General features: G+C 27.9%; 17 protein-coding genes and 1 other annotated feature. Of the genes, 6 read left to right on the forward strand and 11 right to left on the reverse strand.

What is annotated here, in order from left to right:
* Positions 1 to 4: 4 nt before the first annotated feature.
* The 3 genes from BM027_RS04985 to BM027_RS04995 form a co-directional block, all read right to left on the reverse strand.
* Positions 5 to 931, reverse strand: coding sequence for an ABC transporter permease (locus BM027_RS04985; protein ID WP_090089389.1), 927 nt, complete (start codon positions 929 to 931; stop codon positions 5 to 7).
* A gap of 554 nt (positions 932 to 1,485) precedes the next feature.
* Complete coding sequence (locus tag BM027_RS04990; RefSeq protein ID WP_090089390.1) at positions 1,486 to 3,159, reverse strand: peptide ABC transporter substrate-binding protein; 1,674 nt, start codon at positions 3,157 to 3,159, stop codon at positions 1,486 to 1,488.
* Positions 3,160 to 3,841: 682 nt separating this feature from the next.
* On the reverse strand, positions 3,842 to 4,987 hold the full coding sequence (locus BM027_RS04995; RefSeq protein ID WP_090089391.1) for a pyridoxal phosphate-dependent aminotransferase: 1,146 nt from the start codon (positions 4,985 to 4,987) through the stop codon (positions 3,842 to 3,844).
* A gap of 273 nt (positions 4,988 to 5,260) precedes the next feature.
* Here BM027_RS04995 and dapD point away from each other — a divergent pair, with 273 nt between their 5' ends.
* Positions 5,261 to 5,971, forward strand: coding sequence for a 2,3,4,5-tetrahydropyridine-2,6-dicarboxylate N-acetyltransferase (dapD, locus tag BM027_RS05000; protein WP_090089392.1), 711 nt, complete (start codon positions 5,261 to 5,263; stop codon positions 5,969 to 5,971).
* A gap of 153 nt (positions 5,972 to 6,124) precedes the next feature.
* On the opposite strand, the gene BM027_RS05005 is transcribed toward dapD, so the two are convergent.
* The gene (locus BM027_RS05005; RefSeq protein ID WP_090089393.1) at positions 6,125 to 6,775 is read right to left on the reverse strand and encodes a single-stranded DNA-binding protein; all 651 of its coding nucleotides are present in this window, start codon (positions 6,773 to 6,775) and stop codon (positions 6,125 to 6,127) included.
* Positions 6,776 to 6,864: 89 nt separating this feature from the next.
* Positions 6,865 to 7,638, reverse strand: coding sequence for a polysaccharide deacetylase family protein (locus BM027_RS05010; RefSeq protein WP_090089394.1), 774 nt, complete (start codon positions 7,636 to 7,638; stop codon positions 6,865 to 6,867).
* 226 nt (positions 7,639 to 7,864) lie between these two features.
* Here BM027_RS05010 and BM027_RS05015 point away from each other — a divergent pair, with 226 nt between their 5' ends.
* Positions 7,865 to 8,398, forward strand: coding sequence for a DUF4364 family protein (locus BM027_RS05015; RefSeq protein WP_090089395.1), 534 nt, complete (start codon positions 7,865 to 7,867; stop codon positions 8,396 to 8,398).
* Here the strand turns inward: BM027_RS05015 and BM027_RS05020 are convergent.
* Positions 8,382 to 9,272 (reverse strand): YncE family protein, encoded by an 891-nt coding sequence (locus BM027_RS05020; protein WP_090089396.1) that lies wholly within the window; start codon positions 9,270 to 9,272, stop codon positions 8,382 to 8,384. The two genes, BM027_RS05015 and BM027_RS05020, sit on opposite strands and share 17 nt — an antisense overlap.
* A 421-nt stretch (positions 9,273 to 9,693) precedes the next feature.
* Between BM027_RS05020 and BM027_RS05025 the strand changes: the two genes are divergently transcribed.
* Positions 9,694 to 9,939, forward strand: coding sequence for a TIGR03905 family TSCPD domain-containing protein (locus BM027_RS05025; RefSeq protein ID WP_090089397.1), 246 nt, complete (start codon positions 9,694 to 9,696; stop codon positions 9,937 to 9,939).
* A 270-nt stretch (positions 9,940 to 10,209) separates the two neighbouring features.
* On the opposite strand, the gene BM027_RS05030 is transcribed toward BM027_RS05025, so the two are convergent.
* From BM027_RS05030 to BM027_RS05040, 3 genes are all read right to left on the reverse strand, one after another.
* Complete coding sequence (locus BM027_RS05030) at positions 10,210 to 12,183, reverse strand: HIRAN domain-containing protein (RefSeq protein ID WP_090089398.1); 1,974 nt, start codon at positions 12,181 to 12,183, stop codon at positions 10,210 to 10,212.
* A 22-nt stretch (positions 12,184 to 12,205) separates the two neighbouring features.
* On the reverse strand, positions 12,206 to 13,516 hold the full coding sequence (locus BM027_RS05035; protein ID WP_090089399.1) for a bifunctional folylpolyglutamate synthase/dihydrofolate synthase: 1,311 nt from the start codon (positions 13,514 to 13,516) through the stop codon (positions 12,206 to 12,208).
* A gap of 289 nt (positions 13,517 to 13,805) precedes the next feature.
* Complete coding sequence (locus tag BM027_RS05040; protein WP_090089400.1) at positions 13,806 to 16,448, reverse strand: valine--tRNA ligase; 2,643 nt, start codon at positions 16,446 to 16,448, stop codon at positions 13,806 to 13,808.
* Positions 16,449 to 16,644: 196 nt separating this feature from the next.
* Positions 16,645 to 16,939 (reverse strand) — a binding site (T-box leader).
* A gap of 288 nt (positions 16,940 to 17,227) precedes the next feature.
* On the opposite strand from BM027_RS05040, the gene BM027_RS05045 reads away from it, so the two are divergent.
* The 3 genes from BM027_RS05045 (at position 17,228) to BM027_RS05055 (ending at position 19,414) form a co-directional block, all read left to right on the forward strand.
* Positions 17,228 to 17,713, forward strand: coding sequence for a hypothetical protein (locus BM027_RS05045; protein WP_090089401.1), 486 nt, complete (start codon positions 17,228 to 17,230; stop codon positions 17,711 to 17,713).
* Positions 17,714 to 18,029: 316 nt separating this feature from the next.
* Positions 18,030 to 18,995, forward strand: a complete 966-nt coding sequence (locus tag BM027_RS05050; RefSeq protein WP_090089402.1) for a glycosyltransferase family 2 protein — start codon at positions 18,030 to 18,032, stop codon at positions 18,993 to 18,995.
* An 11-nt stretch (positions 18,996 to 19,006) separates the two neighbouring features.
* Positions 19,007 to 19,414: a GtrA family protein gene (locus BM027_RS05055; RefSeq protein WP_090089403.1), complete on the forward strand. Its 408-nt coding sequence runs from the start codon at positions 19,007 to 19,009 to the stop codon at positions 19,412 to 19,414.
* A gap of 183 nt (positions 19,415 to 19,597) precedes the next feature.
* Here the strand turns inward: BM027_RS05055 and BM027_RS05060 are convergent, their stop codons facing one another.
* Positions 19,598 to 20,278, reverse strand: a complete 681-nt coding sequence (locus tag BM027_RS05060; protein WP_090089404.1) for a pseudouridine synthase — start codon at positions 20,276 to 20,278, stop codon at positions 19,598 to 19,600.
* A gap of 11 nt (positions 20,279 to 20,289) precedes the next feature.
* Positions 20,290 to 22,686 (reverse strand): ligand-binding sensor domain-containing protein, encoded by a 2,397-nt coding sequence (locus tag BM027_RS05065; RefSeq protein ID WP_090089405.1) that lies wholly within the window; start codon positions 22,684 to 22,686, stop codon positions 20,290 to 20,292.
* Positions 22,687 to 22,776: the final 90 nt, after the last annotated feature.

Here is a 22,776-nt window from a genome sequence, read left to right on the forward strand (position 1 = left end):
CCCTCTAAGCCTCTACGTTTTCTAATTTTATTCTTGGGTCAATTACTACATACATTATATCAACTATGAAATTAAGCATTATTAGTATTGTACAATAAAACACTGTAACACCTAGTAACATAGTATAATCTCTATTTGTAACTGACTGAATGAATTCATTTCCCAAACCTGGAATTGCAAATATTTTTTCCACAACAAAACTTCCTGTTAGAATACTTGCTATTAACGGTCCAATATATGTAACTATTGGAATCAATGAATTTCTTAATGCATGTTTTAAGATAACTTTTCTTCCATTTAATCCTTTTGCTTTTGCTGTTCTTATATAATCAGCTTTCAAAACATCTAATAACTTATTTCTTGTAAGTCTTGTAATAAATGCCATTGATCCCAATGACAATGCTATAACAGGCATTATATAATGTTTCCAACTACTGAATCCTGTAGCCGGTAATAACCTTAAATTAACAGTTAAAAAGTATATAAGCACAGCTCCTATTACAAAGCTTGGTATAGTAATACCTAAAGTAACTAAAAGCATAATTAATGAATCTGCCCACTTACCTTTTTTAAGTGCTGCAATAATTCCAAAACCTACTCCTACAAGTACTGATGAAGCTACACTTACCAATCCAACTTTTGCTGATGCTGGAAACGAATATGAAATAGTTTCTGACACTCTTCTGCCTTTAAATGTCATTGACTCTCCTAAATCTCCTTTAAGTAAGTTTTTCATGTACATTGCATATTGTTCTCCTAGCGATTTGTCCATACCATATTTGGCTTCCATATTAGCTCTAATCTCAGGTGTCAATTTATCACTATCAAATGGGCCACCTGGCATAAGTCTCATTAGAAAAAATGTTAACGTTATTACAACCCATATTGTTAATATACTTGCAAACAATCTTTTCCCAATATATTTTAGCATGTTCCACTCTCCCTTTTTACAAAATTCGATCCTTCAATTTAAATTTACTTATTTAATAATTATATAATAATATTAAATTTTGTCAATAAATCCTAAGTATTCAGCCCCTTTAGTTAACAATGTAATAATATGAAGTTGACAATTTTATGGTAGCTCGTCCCCTGTATTTCTGCCAGATACATGTGTATTTTAATTATTGATTTACTATTTTTATTCTGTTATTATTGACATACTATTTCCATTTTTTCATATTTATTAAAAAACATATTATTATTTGCCGATTTACTATACAATCTATCAATTTTACAAAATTATCTACATTATTGATGTACATAATAATACTAATTATATAAGCATTTATATATTAGTGTTATTAACTATTTTCTTATTTGTATAATTAAATATGATCCTTATTATTATAAAACTACAAATACCCTACTAATTATTCTGAATAATAATATAGAAATTAATTGCATAAAACAAACCAAAAAAATTGCTTCAAAATATATAGATTTATCATCTATATATTTATTGAAGCAATTTTTATAATTTTTTTATTTTCCTTCTATATATGCTTTATCAAAATATATAAATCCTAATGGTGATACTCTAACATCTTTTACATAACTCTTTACACCTTTTACTGAAACATAATAGTATAAAGGAACTATTGGCATATCCTCCATTAGTACATCTTCTGCTTTATGCATTAAGTCAATTCTCTTAGTAGCATCTTGTTCTACTTTTGCACCTTGAAGTAATTTATCATATTCAGGGCTCTTATATTTAGCAACATTTAATCCTGAAGTACTTTGCCACATTTCTAAGAATGTCATTGGATCTACATAATCTCCAAGCCATGCATGTCTTCCAATTTCATATTTTCCGTCTGTTCTTGTCTTTTGGAATACTTTCCATTCTTGACTTTGAAGTTCAACTGTAATTCCTAAGTTGTTCTTCCACATATCTTGTAGTGCTTGCGCAATATCTCCATTTCCACTTTCTGGGTTATAAGTTGCTATTAATGTTGGAAATCCTTTTCCATCGGGGTATCCAGCTTCAGCTAATAGTTTCTTAGCTTCTTCTATATTAGCTTTAGGTGAAAAATATTCTTTTTGTGCAAAATCTTTTCCATCTGGTCCTGGAATTCCTTCAGCCACAAAACTATGTGCAGGAATTTGTCCCCCTTTAGTTATATTTTCAACAATTGAAGGTCTATCTACAGCAAGATTTAGAGCTTTTCTTACTCTTGAATCACTTAAAACTTTAGCTGCTTCTGGATCAATAGCTGATACTTTGTCTTTATCAAGATTTAACACATAGAAATAAGTTCCTAAAGCTTTAAACGCTGTTGCAGTTCCATCTTTTAATGCTGTTTGAGTTTCTGAATTCGGAACAACATCTACCATGTCAAAATCTCCAGTTTTATAACTTGCCCAAGCAGAAGTTTCTTCTGTAACAAGTTTCATATTTACTTTATCAAGTTTAACATTATCTTTACCATAATAGTTTTCATTTTTTTCTAATACTATTTGATCTTTAATTTTATAATCGGTCATTTTAAAAGGTCCATTTGAAATATAAGTTTCAGCTTTAAGTGCCCATTCTGAATTATTTTCAACTAATGCCTTATTAACTGGGAAGTAACAAGGGAAAGCTGTTAATTCTAAGAAGTATGAACACGGCTCAGCTAATGTAACTTCTAATGTTTTGTCGTCAATTGCTTTAACTCCAACATCATCTGCAGTTGCTTTAACTCCTGTTTCTTTAACTACTTTGCCTTGATTATATTCATTAGCATTTTTCAAATATGACATTTGATATGCATATTCTGCTGCAGTAGTTGGATTTAATACCCTTTTCCAAGCATATTCAAAATCTCCTGCTTTAACAGTATCTCCATTTGACCATTTACTATCTCTTAAATGAAAAGTATATACTGTTCCGTCTTTAGATACATCCCACTTTTCTGCTACCCCTGCAATTGCTTTATCTTTTTCATCTAATTTGCATAATCCTTCAAAAGTATTTGATACTACTATTGCTCCATCAACAGATGCATTTAGGGCTGGATCTAAAGTTTTTGGATCTGCATTTAAGTTATAAGTAAGAACTTGAGCTTTTGCTGTTGTTTTGTTAGCTGAGCCACCACAACCTACTAAAACTGACATCCCTAAAGTTAAAGCTAAAGTTACAGCACACAACTTTTTAAGTTTACTCTTTTTCATATTTAATTATTCCCCCTTCTTTATTTAAGGTATATTCAAAAAATAATAATTAAGTCCACTAGTTTATTTTGCGTCATACTGTGTCATCTAAAGCAACCCCGAGTATGTTGTGATTTTCCTTCACCCTTTACCCTTACACAAAGTAAATCTTTTCAGGTGGAGTTTTATACTCCAGATCAATTTAGTTTAACTTATCTTAAGACAAAATATACGTCGTATCTTTAACTTATTATTTTCTTTTATATGCCTATCTGACATGATAATTGTATTTACTAAAGTAGTTACAAAATTGTCAATATCATTTTTTAACTTTTATTGCTTAATATTTATTATATTATATAATATTCCAAGATTTTGTCAACAGATGCTTTTATTTTTCGCCTGTTCATTAACAGTTTTATAATATCAATATGATAAAAAAGCACTTCATTTACTAAAAATTACATCAAAAATGGTATATTTAGTAATATAATTTGCTCGAATTTATAATTTTAATAAAAAAATACATTAAACATTTAATTTAAATATAGGCTATGTTTTAAAATAGTATTGATATTTTAATATAAGGCACATTTCACAGTCCATGAGCTTTATATTACAATATCAACATTTACTTAAAACATAGCCTAAATATAAATATTTAACGTAAATTAATTTTTTATAAGGCATACTGACTTATTATTTATTTTAATATGCCTAAAGTTTTTATAAAATTTTCTAACCGATCAAAAGCTTGAGATAACATTTCTTCTGAATAGCAATAAGATATTCTCATATATCCCTCACCTTTTTTCCCAAAAGCCGTTCCTGGAACACAAGCTAACTTTCCTTCTTTTAACAATCGTATGCAAAACTCCTCTGATGACATGTTAAACTTCTTAATTGATGGGAATATATAAAAAGCACCCTTAGGATCTATCACGTCTATGCTCATGCTATTTAATCTATTAATACAATAATTCTTTCTAACTTCAAAAGTATCTCTCATTTTTTTAACATCTCCAAGTGATTTCTTTAATCCTTCTAGTGCTCCCCATTGAACTATTGATGGTGCACATGAAACAGCATATTGATGTACCTTAATTAGTTGCTTCATTAAATCTTTATTACATGCAAAATAACCTATTCTAAGTCCTGTCATTGAAAATATCTTTGAAAATCCACTTACATATATAACTTTATCTCTAATATCAGTACTTTGAGCTACTGAATAGTATTCATCAAATATTATAGCTGAATACATTTCATCAGTTATTACTATAATATCATTTTCCTTTATTAATTCTATTAAATCATCTCTTTGATTTTTAGATAATATAGCTCCAGTAGGATTTGAAGGAAAAGATAACAATAAATATTTAATATCTCCTTGTTTTACTTTTTCTTTGAGTTCTTCTATATTTAATGTAAAATCATCATTTAATGAATAATTTATTATATCTGCCCCTAAAATACTTGAAATACTTTCATATGCAGGATAAGCAGGTGATGGAATCAAAATTTTATCTCCTGCATTAATAAGTGCAGATAATATTATGTATAAGCCTTCACTACCACCAACTGTTATGCAAATCTCTTCTTTATCATAATTAATATTAAACTCTTTTAAATAATTACTTATTTCTTCTCTTAACGGTTCAATTCCAGCATTTGAAGTATAATCTGTTTTATTTTCTTCAATAGCTTTAATCATTGCTCTTTTTATATCTATTGGTACATTAAAATCTGGTTGCCCAATAGTTAATGATATTGCTCCTTCAACTTGTTGAACTTTTTCGTAGAATCTTCTTATTCCTGAAATCTGTACACTTTCAACTCTCTTATTCATTAATATCGCTCCCTTTTGATATATTTTCTTTCATGTGCCTTATTGCTTATCATTTCTTGTAAACAAGATCTATCTGACCTTAATAATAACTTTATGTTAAGTATACTTACTTGTTATTTTTTAATATGCCTTATTACGCATTTGTTATAAAACTATTCTACATTATTAATTAAGGTGATTCAAACTATTTGTGCTTTTATGTCTTTACCTCTTTTATTTAGTGTGGATTTTTATTATAATGAAATTGATTGTAAATAATGAAAGGGTGATATAATGTCTTATAATTTAACTGATCCATATGAAATCGCTAGATTTATTAAAGAATCTAAAAAATCAACTCCAGTCAAAGTATATGTTAATGGTGATTTAAGCGAAGCTCATATGGATAATATAGAATGGTATGGCACAAATGGGTTTTACATATTAATAGGAGAGTCTGATGCTTTAACTAAAATAGTATTAGATAATAAACATCTTATAAAACATTTTAGAATAGAAAACGATAGAAGAAACTCTGCTATTCCTATGCTTGATTTACTTGAAGTAGAAGCTAGAATTGAGCCAGGTGCTATAATTAGAGACAAAGTTACTATTGGTAAAAATGCCGTAATAATGATGGGTGCTGTAATTAATATAGGTGCAGAAATAGGAGAAGGAACTATGGTAGATATGAATGCTGTAGTTGGTGCTCGTGGTAAGCTTGGTAAAAATGTTCATCTTGGTGCTGGCGCTGTTGTCGCTGGTGTTTTAGAGCCACCAAGCAAAGAACCTTGCATTGTTGGAGATAACGCTTTAATAGGTGCTAATGCTGTAATTCTTGAAGGAGTTAAGATTGGTATTGGTTCAGTTGTTGCTGCTGGATCTGTTGTTGTTTCAGATGTAGCTGATGGTGTTGTTGTTGCAGGTTCACCTGCTAAGGTTATTAAATCAGTAGATGATAAAACAAAAGGTAAAACTCAAATTTTAGACGATTTAAGAAAATAAACATACATATAAAAAGAGGATTTCAAAAATATGAAATCCTCTTTCTTATATTATACATTATCAAAAATCATTGCTAAGGCACATTCAAAAAATAATAGACCAGTATGCATATATATTTGGTCTATTATTTTCTTTCATGTGCCTAAGCTAATTTTATACTGCGCCTTCTTGGTTTGAAGATTCTTCTCTTTCTACCTTCTCCATTTTAGAAATTGACACCTCATACGCAATTTTTCTAATACTCTCTGTATCTGAAACCTTTTTTTGATACTCTCTACTTTGAACTCTTCCCCATACTCTAATATTATCTCCAACACTTAATGTTTGGCAAAATCTTGAATTTCTTCCCCACGCAATTGTTGGAATATAATCAGATTTATTATATGCTCTGTTTACAGCAAGCAATACATCTGCAATTTCACGACCAAATGGAGTTGTTCTATAAATTGGTTCTTTGCAAATATACCCATCTAAGAATATTTCATTAGGATTTTTACTTCTTTCTATGCATGGTTCAATGTTACGTGCAAAAACAGTAAGTATAAGCTTATTAGATCCATCTATAAACTTATTATAAGATCTTAATTGACCCTCAACGATTACATCAGACCCCATCTCCAATTGTATATTACTAATCAATCTTTCTGAAACAGTTATATTTAACTTGTCCACTGAATCACTTAACCTCATCACATCTAAATCAAAAGTATAAAATCCTTCTCCATACATTTCATGACTAAATTCTAATTCAGATGTTACTTTACCCTCAAGGTAAATTTTGTTATTTAACATTAAATTATCCATTGTTACCCCTCTCTCCATAGTAAATTAATTTGCTAAACAGTGCTCCCACTAGCACTTATTACCATTATAATACAAAAACTGGTTTATTTTCAATCTTTATTATTATTTTTATGTTGAATCCCATTTTGATCAACATAATATTCATCAAAATATATTAGTTCTCCTACTGTTTTAAACTCATATCCTTGGTCTTTTAGTTCTTTTATAATTTTTTCTAAGTTAGCTGGAGTATATTTTGCATTGTTGTGGAAAAGTAATATTGAACCAGGCGCTACTTTTTTCATTACTTTATTATATTCCACATCTTGTCCTGATTCTTTCCAATCAACAGAATCTGCATTCCATTGTATAGGCATATATCCTAATTTTTTTACTTTCCTTAAAGCTTGCTTGTTATAATCTCCACTTGGAAATCTAAATAGCTTAGGTTTTTCTCCTATGTGTTTTTCAATAATTTCATCAGTTTTTTTTAATTCTTCTTCTATTCTTGTTTCGCTTATTTGTGAAAAGTTTGGATGAATATAACTATGGCTACCTATTTCATTTCCTCCCTCCTTTATAGCCTTTAATTTATCAACATTTTCATCACTATAGTTAACCCAACCTCCCATTATAAAAAATGTTCCTTTTACATTGTATTTATTTAATATTTCTAATATGCTTTTAAGATTATCATTTTCTGCCCAATTTACATCAAATGTCAAACTAACAGCTTTATCTTTAGAATCTACAGAATATATAGGATGCTCCTCTTCTATATTTGCAGATATAACTTGATTATTTTTATTAATACCTACTGACATAAATATTAAACAAGAGATCAATAATAAATCTAAAAATATCCTACATTTTTTCCATTTCAATACTCATCGCTCCCCCTATAAGGCACGTTCTCATAATAGATAAGCTATAAGTCAAAAATACCTCCTTGCTTGACGCCAAAAATATGCATCGCATCTTTAACTCTCTATTTTCTTTTATATGCCTAATTTTTTAAACGCATTAATTATTATTAATTCTAAATATATTCACTAAACAATATTTTATGATATAATAGAAGTATTATTTCAATAATTATGGGGGTAGTTTATGTACGAAAGTTCATCAGAATTAGCAGAAAATAAGTTATTAATGTTATATGTATTAAAGTCAATAAAAGATCCAATATCTAACACTCAACTTACCGAAATAGTTCTTGAAAATAACTTCATTAATTACTTCACGCTTCAACAATATCTGTGTGAGTTAGAGGGTTCAGATTTCGTTAAATACAAAGAAATTAATGATAAAAATTTATTGTATTTAACAAAAAAAGGAGATACTGTCCTATCATTATTTAAAGATAGAATATCCCCTTCAAAAATTTCTATTATTGATAAATATCTAAAAGATAAATTAGAACTTATAAAAAAAGAACTTACTATACATAGTGATTATACATTAGATGGTGATGATACTTTTATAGTAGATTTAAAAGCTTTAGAAAATCAAAGCTTACTTATGGAACTTAAATTAACAGTCCCATCAAAAAAGCAAGCTGTTCTCCTTTGTAATAAATGGAAAGAGAACCCATCAGATATATATACTAATATTATAAATATGTTATTTAGTGAGAATCTTTAATCAGGATCATGGCATTAGGCTCAATTCCTATTGCTATGGTCTTTATATTTTTTTCTTTTAAATTTACTACCTTTAATTGTCCATTTAAATAATCTCCAACAAAAACACTCTCGTCAACTTTAATTATTCCACGAGGCATGCCACCAACAAAAATCTTACTTTCCTCTTTTAGTTTATTTAAATTAACAATACTTATACATCCTTCTACTAAATTAGACACATAAAGGTACTCACTATCTTCCCATAAATCTACAGGTGAAATACCTACATTAATTTTTCCTTGTAAAGTTAGATTTTCTAATGAAATTATAGATATACTTCCATTTACATCATGTCCTACATAACTTTCACAAACATATAAATATTTTTTATTTTGGGAAACAATTATTTTAGTAGGATATTCTTCACATCTAATTCTTTTTATTTCTTTATTATCTATACAATCAATTACCGATATGCTATTCTCACACATGTTACTTATAAATGCATTATTACCTTCATTAAATATTGCAATGCTATGCGGAAACGCTCCTGTTGGCAACTCAAAATTAACCTTCCTATTAAGTAAATCATATATAATTAATGAATTAGATTCTCCACATAAAACATATGCTTTATCATTATAAACTGCTAAATCATTAGGATGTGCTCCAATATAAAAACTATTTTCTTCTTTAAAAGTTTCTATATTTATTGAAGATATCGTGTTGTTGTAATTATTTGCCACCAAAAGTTTTTCTCCATATAGGGATAATCCATGAGGACCAAATGCTGATTCTCCAAGAGATAAACTCAAAGTTTTAATATTTAAAGTTTTAACATCCATTTTATTTAAAGTATCTGATCCAGTATTACATAAAATAATTGACTTCATTTGACCTCTTCCCCCTTGGATAATCATCTTTGTATTTATAATATATTCTAAAAACATATTATTGCGACAACTTATTTTCTCTAATATCTTTATTTATTGACAAATTACTACTATAATTAAATATACTAATATATTATTTAGGTATTTAAAATTTAGGCTCTGTTTTAATATAGTGTTGATATTGTTACTTTTTTGTTCAATGAGCATTAGAATTTGACTTTTAGAACTCTTAATGAGTCTTGTCACATTAATTGCTTGTCCGAAGCTTGTCTTTGGAGCAAGCTGAAATGGTACTATACCTCATTTAGATGTTCTTAAGTCCAATTCTTTAGCGCACTGAACAATATATAACAATATCAACACGGTTTTAAAATAGAGCCAAAATTTAATAATGCCTTATAGATAGGGGGAAACTTAGAATATGTTTTCATATAAAACTCACGGTGTATGCTCATCTTCTATTAACATTGAAATTGAAAATAATAAAATATTATCAGTTGATTTTGTAGGTGGATGTCCTGGAAATCTTCTCGGTATTGGGGAATTAGTAAAAGGAATGGACATTGATTTAGCAATCAGTAAACTGCAAGGTATTAAATGCAAGAGCAAAGATACATCTTGCCCAGATCAATTAGCTAATGCCTTAATTGAGTGGAAATCAAAGTAATTACTATATTAGATATCTCATTGCAAATAAAATATCTTCAAAAAAAGAGTGGCTTGAATATAGAACTTAGGTATTTTCAAAGTTCTATATTCAAGCTACTCTTTTATTAAGGCACATTCAAAAAAATAATAGATCAATATTTTTGTCTATTTTAATCATACTGCGTCATCAAATTCAGCTAATAGCTCGCTATTAACTGAACTTGCCTCCTTGTTTGAAACCAAATATACGACACATCTTTGATCTATTATTTCCTTTCATATGCATAAATTATTGTATATAGTTGTCTTCTTTTCCTGTCAATAATGATAATGTTGTTGTTATTTCATTTATTACATCTTTATAGCTTAAATAAATCATAATTACAATATATTCATAGTCATCACTTATTTTCTCTATTATTCCATAAAAATATTTTCCTTTATCCATCAAATTTTTCAGAATCAAATTGTTTGTTCTTGGTATATATCCTAATATATAGCCTGTTTCAAATACTATTTGAATTGCATTTTCATCATACGGATTATTATATTCTCTGTTTAAGTACAATATTTCTCCTTCTGCTAAAAGATCATCTACCTCAGACATATCTACATATTGTGTACCAGCAACTTCAGTAGACATTATATAAATATCTTTAACATGTGGAATTACTTCTATATCTTTTACATCTACATACTCTTTTTTCTTAGCATTAGATTTACTTAATAAAGATGTTAATGAAACTTTCACACTTGCTACTTTCTCTGTTTTAATTGCAGATTCTATAACCTTCGTATCTGTTAAATCAAACTTATCTTTAATTTTATTTAAATTTTTAATAGCTTGAATACGAGTTTCTACCAATTTAGCTTTCAGTGCACTTAAATTTGTTTCTTTATATTCATCGGGGAAATCCTCATATTTCATGCCTTTAATTAAGAAATAAAAACAAACATGTTCTAAATCTTCTATATCTAAATCTTCTATCTTAATATCATCTTGGCCTTTTAAAATATCAACAATTGACAATTTCTCTAATACAGTTTTAAACACAACTTTTTTTATTGCCCTACTTCCATACTCAAATGCGTATCTATATAATGCTGGATTAGTAAAATCTCTTCTTATAATAAGTTCAAATTCACTTTTTTTAAGTTTAAATGAAGTTTTCTCCACTGAACTTATTATTATCTCAGTATCAATTTCTATATTACCAAGTTCCGTTAAAATAATATCCTGCCAAATATCCTTTTTATATATTTTTTCTGAAAGACTTATTATTTTACTATATTCTGTTTCTAGATATGATAGTTTATTAGTATTTTCTAAATTACTCTCTTCTACTATTAATGCTTCGATTGAATATATCATTGATATTACTCCATATAAAGAGTATATATCTTTTCCATATTTATCAACTAAATTTAAGAACTCAAAACACACTTTTAATCCATCATCAATATCATCTATTGTATACTCAGAAAATAATATGCTAAATGACTTTGATGTAGCTTTAATATTTTCGTTATTAAATTTTTTAGTTTTTAAGTAACTTAAAATATCTAAAGGTAGAATAGTATAAGATAAGCATTCTATATCACCTAAGTTGTCTTCCATTCCTTCCTCTATCAACCATTCTTTTATCTCATAACTTATAGGTTGTAGTGCTTGTATACACAGTGCCTTACCATATCCTTTTGATTTTTTAGCTAAATTAAATATTTTATTGTTAGCATTTTTCATAGACTCATATACTTTAATAACATAAAAAATATATTCGTTGCTAATAGATAGTGTTTCTAAAATAGATTCTATTTCATCAGGCTTAATAACGCATGACATCATTAGTGCAAGCTTAATTTCCTCACTTGAATTTCCTTGATGAAGTAATATGTTAACCATATTACTTAAATCTACAATGTATTCAGGATATTCCTCAATAATTGCTTTAAAGATCTTTAAAAATACCTCATAATAATCAATTATTGGATTTAATGTTATATGTCCTCTAAGATCACTTAAAACATCTTTTGTATTATTATAATTTAATAAAATTTTTATAAGCTTATTAGCTAATTTAATCTTCTCACAAATTTCTAAAGGCTTTATTTTTTCAAAAATCACTTTAAACTCTCTTATCCCTGTTACTCCAAAGTCCTGATAGCTATAGGGTACGCCTAATTTTTTATCACAAAACTCTTTTAATTCTTGATATATTGATTTTTTCCCACCTGTCAATATATCATCTTTTACTTTACTCATATAACTCTCACTCCCTCCTGTATTATTTTACCATATTTTTTATTATTTTTCTCATATCCCCTATCATATATAGTGAACCACTTATTAAAATCAAGTCATCTTTTGTAGCTTCATTTAACGCTAATTGAAATACTTCTTCATAATCTTCTAATGCTATTGTATTAGTATTATATTTTATAATTTCATTTTTAAGTTCTTCACTTATTTCTGCTCTTTCACTATGCGGTGTTAATGCATAAACCTTATGTGCTATTGGAGTTATCTCTTGAACCATTTCCTTAACTTGTTTATCCGCTAAAATTCCTAAAAGCAGATAAATCTTATTATACTTATAGTATTTCTCTACATTTTTTCTAAGCATCTTTATTCCATCTATATTGTGAGCTCCATCTATTACCACTAAAGGATTTGTCATCAATGTTTCAAGTCTACCTATCCATTTTACTTTTTTAAGAGATTCCTCTATTAAATTTTTATCTAATATAATTCTCTCTCTTTCGCATAATACTTCTACTGTAGTTAATGCTACACATAAATTTAAAATTTGATGCTCTCCTATAAGTGGTAATTCAACTTCATATATGTTCATAATGCCTTTTACTTCTACTTTTTGATACACCCTTAAACCAGAATTTATATTAATGAGTTTTCCACATTCTTTATGTACTTCATATACTTTTGCTTTTTCCTTATTTGCTTTTTCTAATATTGCCTTTGTTGCTTCTTCCTTTTGAGGATATAATACAAGTGGAACTCCTTCTTTAATTATTCCAGCCTTTTGAAGTGCAATTTCAGTTAGTGTATCACCTAAAATATTCATATGATCTAAGCTAATTGATGTAATTACACTCACTACTGGAATTATTACATTAGTTGAATCCAATTCTCCTCCAAGGCCAACCTCAATAACTGCATAATCTACCTTTTCATTATAATAATATAAATACATTAATGAAGTTAAGATTTCAAATTCAGTAGGATGCTCATAACCTTCTTCAATTACCCTGTCCACAGCCTTCTTTACTTCATTTATTAATTCTGCTAATACAACTTTTGATATATTTAAACCATTTATTTGAATCCTCTCCTCAAATTCCTCTAAATAAGGAGATGTGTACATTCCCACTTTATACCCCAATCCAATTAACATTGTAGAAATCATTGCTGTAGTTGATCCTTTTCCATTAGTTCCTGCTACATGTACTAACTTAAGCTTCTTTTGAGGATCCCCTAGTAATTCTAATATCCTATATGTCCTCTTAAGACCATAATTGGATCCAAATCTTCCTACACTATTTATATAGTCCATTGCTTCTTTATAATTCATGCTCATTTGCTTTACCTCTTTGCTTTCGATTCGTTATCTATATATAATATTATAAATCTTTAAATAATAAAAGCTCATACTACATTAAATTGTTAATAAAGCAGATGAAAGAAAATGATAGACAAGAATACTAGTCTATTATTTTTTGGAATGTGCCTAATATTGTAAGGAGCTATTTCAATATATATAATACCAAAATAGAGATATAATTGCTTAAGATGCGTGTTAGGCTCACATCTTAAGTCAATCATATCTCTATTTTTTATATGCATTATTTTTTGTGTGATCTATATTCTTAATTTAAAATATTAATTCTAACTTTAACAGCTTCAAGCATTTCTAAATATTTTGTTCTCTTTTCTTTTTCTGCATCTACAACTGCTACTGGAGCTTTAGCTACGAATCCTTGATTTCCTAGTTTCTTATCTATTCTTTCAACTTCACCTTCTAATTTTTTAACTTCTTTATTTAATCTCTCAAGTTCCTTATCTTTATCTACTAAGTCAAGTAATGGCATAAATAATTCTCCACCCTTAACTACTAGTGATACTGCATTTGCTGGAACATTAGCTTTATCTTGTATAAATTCAACTTCTGAAGCCGAAGCAAGTTTTTCAATATAAGCTGCACCTAAGTTAAATGCTTCTTTAGCATCTCCTGAAATGTAACATAGAACTTTAGCCTTTCTTGAAGGTGGTACATTCATTTCAGCTCTTACATTTCTTAATCCTTTAATTGCTTCAATTACATATTCCATATCATGTTCAGCTTTTGTGTTTACTAAAGCTTCATCAAATTCTGGCCAAGCAGAAGTTGTTATTGTTTCTTCATCACTTAAGTGAGTAAATATTTCTTCTGTTATAAATGGCATTGCTGGATGTAATAATTTTAATCCTGTAATTAAAACAGTATTTAATACATTGTAAACTATCCCCTTAGCTTTTTCATCTTCTCCATAGAATACTGGTTTAACAAGTTCTATATACCAGTCACAGAATTCAGTCCACATAAAGTCATAAACTTTTTGCATTGCAATTCCAAGTTCAAATTTATCCATGTTATCAGTAACTTCTTTAACTACTGTATTCATTTGTGATAAAATCCACTTATCAGCTAAAGAATAATCAGTACAATCTTTGTACTTGTTCATTATTTCTTTATCAAGATTCATCATAACAAATCTTGAAGCATTCCAAATCTTATTAGCAAAGTTTCTTGAAGCTTCAACTCTTTCAGGATAATATCTCATATCATTTCCTGGTGCATTACCAGTTGCAATCATAAATCTTAAAGCATCTGCTCCATATTGGTCTATAACTTCTAATGGATTAACACCATTTCCTAAAGATTTACTCATCTTTCTTCCTTCAGAATCTCTTATAAGGCCATGAATTAATACAGTATCAAAAGGAACTTCTCCCATATTATGCATTCCTGAGAATATCATTCTCGCAACCCAGAAGAATATAATATCATGTCCAGTAACTAATGTACTTGTTGGATAGAAATATTCTAAATCATCTGTCTTGTTTGGCCAACCAAGTGTTGAGAAAGGCCATAATGCTGATGAAAACCATGTGTCTAATACATCATTATCTTGTTCTATATTCGTAGATCCGCACTTAGTACATGCCTTTGGTGCTTCTTCTAATACCATCATTTCTCCACAATCTTTACAATAGAAAACTGGTATTCTGTGTCCCCACCATAATTGTCTTGAAATACACCAATCTTGAATGTTTTCCATCCAGTTAAAGTATGTCTTTTCAAATCTTTCTGGTACAAACTTAGTTTTCTTTTCTTTAACTACATCTATAGATGGTTTTGCTAAAGATTTCATTTTAACATACCATTGCTTAGATATTATAGGTTCTACTGTAGTACCACATCTATCATGAGTACCAACATTGTGAGCATGATCTTTAATATTAACTAAAAGTCCTTGACTTTCTAAGTCTTTAACTATAGCCTTTCTAGCTTCATATCTGTCTAATCCTTGATATTTTCCGCCTTTTTCATTAATAACACCCTTATCATCCATAACTCTTATTATTTCTAAGTTATGTCTCTTTCCTACTTCAAAGTCATTAGGATCATGAGCTGGAGTCATCTTAACAGCACCAGTTCCAAATTCTAAATCAACATAATCGTCTGCAACTATAGGAATTTCTCTATTTACTAATGGTAACATTACAGTCTTACCAATAAGATGCTTATATCTTTCATCATTTGGATTAACAGCAACACCACTATCTCCAAGTAACGTTTCAGGTCTAGTTGTTGCAATTTCAAGAACTCCTGAACCATCAGCTAATGGGTAGTTGATATGCCAGAAATGACCTGCTTGTTCTTCATATTCAATTTCAGCATCAGATAATGCAGTTTGACAATGAGTACACCAATTAGTTATTCTGTTTCCTTGATATATTAATCCTTCATTATAAAGTTTAACAAATACATGTTTTACAGCAGCACTAAGATTTTCATCCATTGTAAAAGCTTCTCTTGTAAAGTCAGCTGATACACCAAGTTTCTTTACTTGATTTCTTATTCTTGCTCTGTATTCATCACTCCATTCCCAAACTTTTTCAAGGAATGCTTCTCTTCCCATTTCCTTCTTATCTAAACCTTGCTTAGCTAATTCATTTGCAACCTTAACTTCTGTTGCAATAGATGCATGGTCTTCTCCTGGTAACCATAATGTACAATATCCTTGCATTCTCTTAAATCTAATAAGCATATCTTGAAGAGTATCATCAAATGCATGACCTAAATGAAGCTCACCAGTTATATTTGGTGGTGGCATAATTATTGTATAAGGCTTTTTCTTCTTATCAATTACAGGTGTAAAATACTTTTTCTCTTCCCACTTCTTATAGATTCTGTCTTCAAATTCTTTGGGATCATATGTTGTTGATATATTTTTAATCTCTGACATTTTAATTCCTCCCTTTATTTCAATTAGCACTAAAAATATTATGTACTGCTAATTAATTATCATTTTTTAGTATTCATTTTAAATAAAAATATATTTTCACAGAAGCATTGTTCTTTTAATATAAAACACTTAGAATACTTACTCTAAAGTCTTAGCAAATATATATTTATCTAGACAAAAAAAGAGCCTTCATCACAAAAAGGACGAAGACTCGCGGTACCACCTTTATTTCCACATTAGCATATATGCCATAATGGACTCTTAATTCAATAACGATTTAGACAAACCGTCTCTAGTTACTATTATTTCACTAAAGAAGCTCAAAAGCTACCTTCAAAACTTTCAGTATAAGGGCTTTCAGCGTGCACCCTCTCTCTTGCTAGTTCTTTCTAAATCTATAATTTAGCTAAAAGAACTGTACTCCTCAACTCATCTGAGTGAGTTTCCTTATAATACTTTCAGTTTTTACTCCTCTTTTTCATAGCTAATAAAATATTAATTTATTTTATAATATATTAATATAAATTTTTTGTCAATTATCATTGTTACTTCTATGATATCATACATTTACATGTTACTTAATTTTATTGGCACTCAATCCTAATTATAAACATAATCAAGTTTATAATTAATCTTTAGTTATAAAAAAAATAACAAGTCAAAGATTCAACGTATATAATTTAAATTTATTTAGCTATTTATCATTTATAATTATAAATCTTGCAATCTTATACTTTTAAAGATATAATTCTTAAGAAAAAAATAAAGGAGTTATTGGTATGAAAAAGAAAACATGGATAATTATCGTAGATGGGATATCTTATAACATTGAATTAAAACAAAAATTATTCTCGAAAAAACTTTTCGTAAACAATGAAGAAGTTCCATTTGAAAAATCAAAATACCTTGGTATGGCTAATGAAACTCATTTTATGTTGGGAATTAAGGAGGCAGTACTTGTTAGTTTAGGTAATAAAATTGATGTAGCAATTGATGGAAAATATTTAAACTCTGGTAGAGAGTATGTTGCATTAGAAAGAATGCCAGCTTGGACTTGGATATTTATAGTGTTAAACGGACTAGTTATAATAGGTGGTGGTGCACTTCCATTTTTATTAGCATTTATGGGTATGACTTTATCAATTAGAATTAGTTTATCTCAAAGAATAAATACATTTTTAAAAGTTCTCTTATCTTTTTTACTTACTAGTATAAATTACATACTATTTATAAGCCTTGCCATGTTAGCATCATCAATACGCTAACATCCCCTTTGGGGATGTTATTTTATCTATTTTCATTAATATTGTTCTATATTTTTCAGTAAAATTATATTGCTTAAACATATATATTCATTCAACATTATATTAAAAAAGAGCCAAAAATAGAAATCTTATTTTTTACATAACAATATCATAAATTAAAAGCTATATTTACATTTTGCAGATTATGGATTATAATGAAGTTTGTATTTTTTAGCTTTAAATAAGCTAGGATACGGATATTATTTATATGATTTTATCATTATGTGATTGTAGCATTATATAATATTATATTAATAACAACTAGGAGGTAACATATATGAATGATTGCCTATATTTGGTGATTCCTTGTTATAATGAACAAGAGGTTTTGCATGAAACCGCTAAAAGATTATTAAAAAAAATTAATAGTATGATTGAACAAAAACTTATTTCTGATGATAGTAAAATACTTTTTGTTAATGATGGTTCAAAGGACAGGACCTGGGATATAATTCAAGAACTACATTCTCAAAACCCTATATTTAGTGGAGTTAATCTTTCAAGAAATAAAGGTCATCAAAATGCTTTACTTGCAGGTCTTATGACTGCTAAGGAATATGCAGATATGACCATATCATTAGATGCAGACCTCCAAGATGATATAGAAGTTATAGATAAATTTGTAGAAGAATATTACAGTGGAAGTGATGTCGTTTATGGGGTGCGATGTTCAAGAAAGACAGATACTTTCTTTAAAAGAACAACTGCATTAGCTTTTTATAAACTTATGAACATGCTCGGTGTTGATGTAATGTATAATCATGCGGATTATCGTCTTATGAGTCGACGCGCCTTAGAGGGTTTAAGTGAATTTAAAGAAGTTAATCTCTTTCTTAGAGGAATTGTTCCTTTAATAGGCTATAAATTTTCAATAGTTGAATATGAACGTCATGAAAGATTTGCTGGAGAATCTAAGTACCCATTGAAAAAAATGCTTGCTTTTGCCTTAGATGGTATAACATCTTTTAGTATAAAACCAATAAGAATAATAACTGGACTGGGATTCCTTATATTTTTCATTAGTTTTATTGCTTTAATTTATACACTTATAGTAAAAGTTCTTGGAAAAACAGTAACTGGTTGGACTTCTTTAACGCTTTCCATTTGGATGCTTGGTGGAATACAACTCTTATCGCTTGGAGTCATAGGTGAATATATTGGTAAAATATATAATGAAACTAAGCATAGACCAAGATTTATTATTGCTGACAAATTAATTAGCAATGATAAAAAAGATATATAAGGATTTAGCTTATGAATAGTTTTATAGAAAAATTTCAAAATACTTTTTTTTCAAGACAATTTATTATGTTTGTTATAATAGGGATTATTAATACTTTTAATGGTGTTGTTTTTTCTTACATATACTCAAGCTTTTTAAACGAAAACTTAGCATTTATATTTGGTTATATTTCAGGCTTATTCATATCCTATATATTAAATAGCATTATAACATTTAAAGAAAAACTTGATTTTCAGAAGTTTATAAAATTTGCAATATCATATATACCAAATTTTATTATTCAAAATATAGTAGTATTAATAGTATTTAATATCATGGGAATCCATAAACTTATTGCTTATGGACTAGCTGCTATAATTGGTATTCCTGTTACATTTATATTAATGAAATTTTTTGCTTTCAAGAAAAAAGAAAGTTAAGGCACATAAAAGGAAATAATAGACCAAAGATGCGTCGCATCTTTGGTCTATTATTTTTTTGAATGTGCCTAATATTTAAAAAAGCTGACTCAAAGTGTTTAAATGTAAAACATACTTTAAATCAGCTTTTTTTACATAATTAATAATATTAATAATATAGATAGTTATTTATTTGAAAATGCCTTATTCATTCCTTAATTGAAGAACCTCGTCTCCCGTAAGATTACGCCATTTGCCAATCTCTATCCCATCAATTTTTATGTTCATAATTCGAATGCGTTCTAATATCTCAACTGTATATCCAAAAGCTTTGCTCATTCTTCTAATTTGTTTATTAAGTCCTTGTGTTAAAATAATTGTAAATGTATCCTCTGAAATTCTATTTAGTTTACATGGTCTTGTTTTAATTCCAGAAATCTCTACTCCTTTAGACATACCTTCCATAAAAGAATCATCAAAAGATTTATTAAGTGTTACCATATATTCCTTTTCATGTTCATTTTCTGATTCTAAAATTTTATTTGACAATTCTCCATCATTTGTCATAAGTATTAATCCTTGAGATGCTTTGTCTAATCTCCCAACTGGGAAAATATATTCTGGATAATTCATAAAATTTATTATATTATCTTCCACTTCTTTAGCTGCAGTGCAAGTAACTCCTACTGGCTTATTTAATGCAATATAAACTTTATCTTTTATAGGAATTGATTTATTGTCAATAAGAATAATATCATCTTCTTCTACCCATTGTCCACATTTACAAAGTACTCCATTTACTGTTATTCTATTTTCCTCAATAAGTCTATTAGTTTCTCTTCTTGAACAATAGCCAAGATTGCTAAGAAGTTTATTTATTCTCATTTTTAGCTCCTCTACTTAACATTTTTAACTGGTAATATTATAATAAATTCTGCTCCCTTTCCTACTTCACTCTTAACATAAATTTCACCATTATGTATATCTATAATCTGCTTAGTTATTGTTAATCCTAATCCACTTCCCCCATGTTCTTCTGAATTAGCATCTACAATCTGATTAAATCTATCAAAAATAGCATTGTGATACTTTTTATCTATTCCAATTCCATCATCCTTAACCTTTATTATAATTTTATCATTTAAATCTTTTAATATAACTTCTATTTTACCACCTTCAGGTGTAAATTTTGCAGCATTACTAACTAAATTTACAATACACCTTTCTATCTCGCACCTATCACACTCTATAATCTTTTCCTCAACCTCTGGATCTATAATTAAATGTACACCCTTATTTTCAATATAATCTTTTAAGCTTAATGCTGTTTCTTCAACTAAATACACTATATCATTTTCTCTAATATCGGTCTCATATCTTCCACTTTCAATCTTATTAGTATCTATTATATTATTTATTAATCGTAATAAACGGCTTGAATTTCTTTTTATAATTTTCATATAATAATTTAGTTTAGTTTTATCTATTCCTTCTTGTTGTTTATTAAGCTCTGAAATAAGCTGTTCTGTAGAAGAAATAACATTTAAAGGAGTTCTAAGTTCATGAGAAAGATTTACAAAATAATTATTTTTCCTTCTCTCTAAATCAATCACTTTATTTAATAGTTTATTACTTTTTTCCATTTCTTCTCTTAATTGTTTTGTTCTTTTTTCAACCATTTTGTCAAGTCTCTTCATTTTATTATAATTTAAGTAAATAATTAATATAATAATTGCAGAATAAACTAACATAGCTTCCTTAGTTCTCCAAATTGGTGGTTTTATAACAAAGCTAACTTCATTTTCTCCACTTATAGATCCATCCTCATTTTTTACCTTAACTTTTAATGTATGTTTACCAGATTTTATATTATTGTACACCAATTCATTATCTTTACTAACATTCCATGTATCATCTACATCTGTTAGCTTATAATAATATTTTATATTATTATTTCCATAATACGGAATAAATATTTTAAATTTCATCATATTTTCATCCCAATTAAATTCTAATCCATCTATATTATTATATTTTTTACCTTTTACCTCAAATCCATCAAATATAATCTTTGTAGAAGACTTAGATTTAGAAGTCTTAATTTCATTAAATATATTTGATTCTTCTGTATCAGTTCCTATACAAAAGAGTCCATTATCATCCTCATAAATTCCTTGTATAAAATTATCTCTTAAAGCATTTTTAATAACTGGATTATTTTTATAATTATGATCTGTGTTATCTGGATCAAAAGTACTAATTCCTGTATATGTACCAACCCACATTAATTTACTTTTATCTTCCATTATACAAATGGCATTCTTATCAATTAAGCTGTGTTTATTACATTTTTTATTTATATAAGTACTAAAATTATCCTCCTCTTGATTATATTTAGATAATCCATTATTAGTACATATCCATATGTCACCTCTACTATCTTTTAAGATATCCCTAATTATCCCTCCTTGCAGCTCACTACTGTTTGATCCAGGGTTTGGTTTGTACTTTTCTATTTCATTAGTTTTTATTTTTATCTTTAATAATCCTTCTCCAAATGTACCAGCCCAAACATATCCATTATGATCACAATACACTTTATATATTGAGTTTTTAAATCCATTACTTTCATCATATGAATACTCTATTTTTTTATTTTTAATATCTACTTTATTTAATCCACCTCCAGTCCCCATCCATATATGTCCAAATTCATCTTGATCTAAGCTATATATTGACTGATTAGGAAGTATTTTTTTATCTTCTTTATATAATATTCTTTCAAACTTATCATTTTCTTCATTATAAATATTTAAGCCATCAGCTGTTCCAACTAATACTTGTCCTTCATTTGTAATTAATATGTTACAAATATTATAATTAGATAAATCTCCTTTATCTGCATGATCATAATAGTTTTTTACTGTATCATCATAAATATTAATCTTACTTAATCCATCTGCAGTCCCTACCCATAAATTCCCTTTTTTATCTTCCCTAATTGATGTTATAGTATTATTAGCAATACTTTTAGTTGAATTTTCTTCATACTTATAAACCTTAACGTCGTTACCATTATATTTCTTTAATCCATCATAAGTTCCTATCCATATATATCCCCTACTATCCTGAAAGATAGTTTGTACCATAGATTGAGATAATTGATCATCTATGCTAATACTATTAAATTTAATATTATTATACGCCTTAACATTAATTTTAGGATTAAGTAGTATAACATTAACAACTACAATCAAAAATAATATTCCTTTTACTATTGCTTTTTTTATCATATTTTCTCCTTTTTCGACATTTTTTACTTGTTTAATTGTACTACATAATTATTTTTAAATACAATTATTTATATAAAATATTTTAATTTT

It is taken from the genome of Clostridium uliginosum, from assembly GCF_900112485.1.
Lineage (GTDB): Bacteria > Bacillota > Clostridia > Clostridiales > Clostridiaceae > Clostridium > Clostridium uliginosum.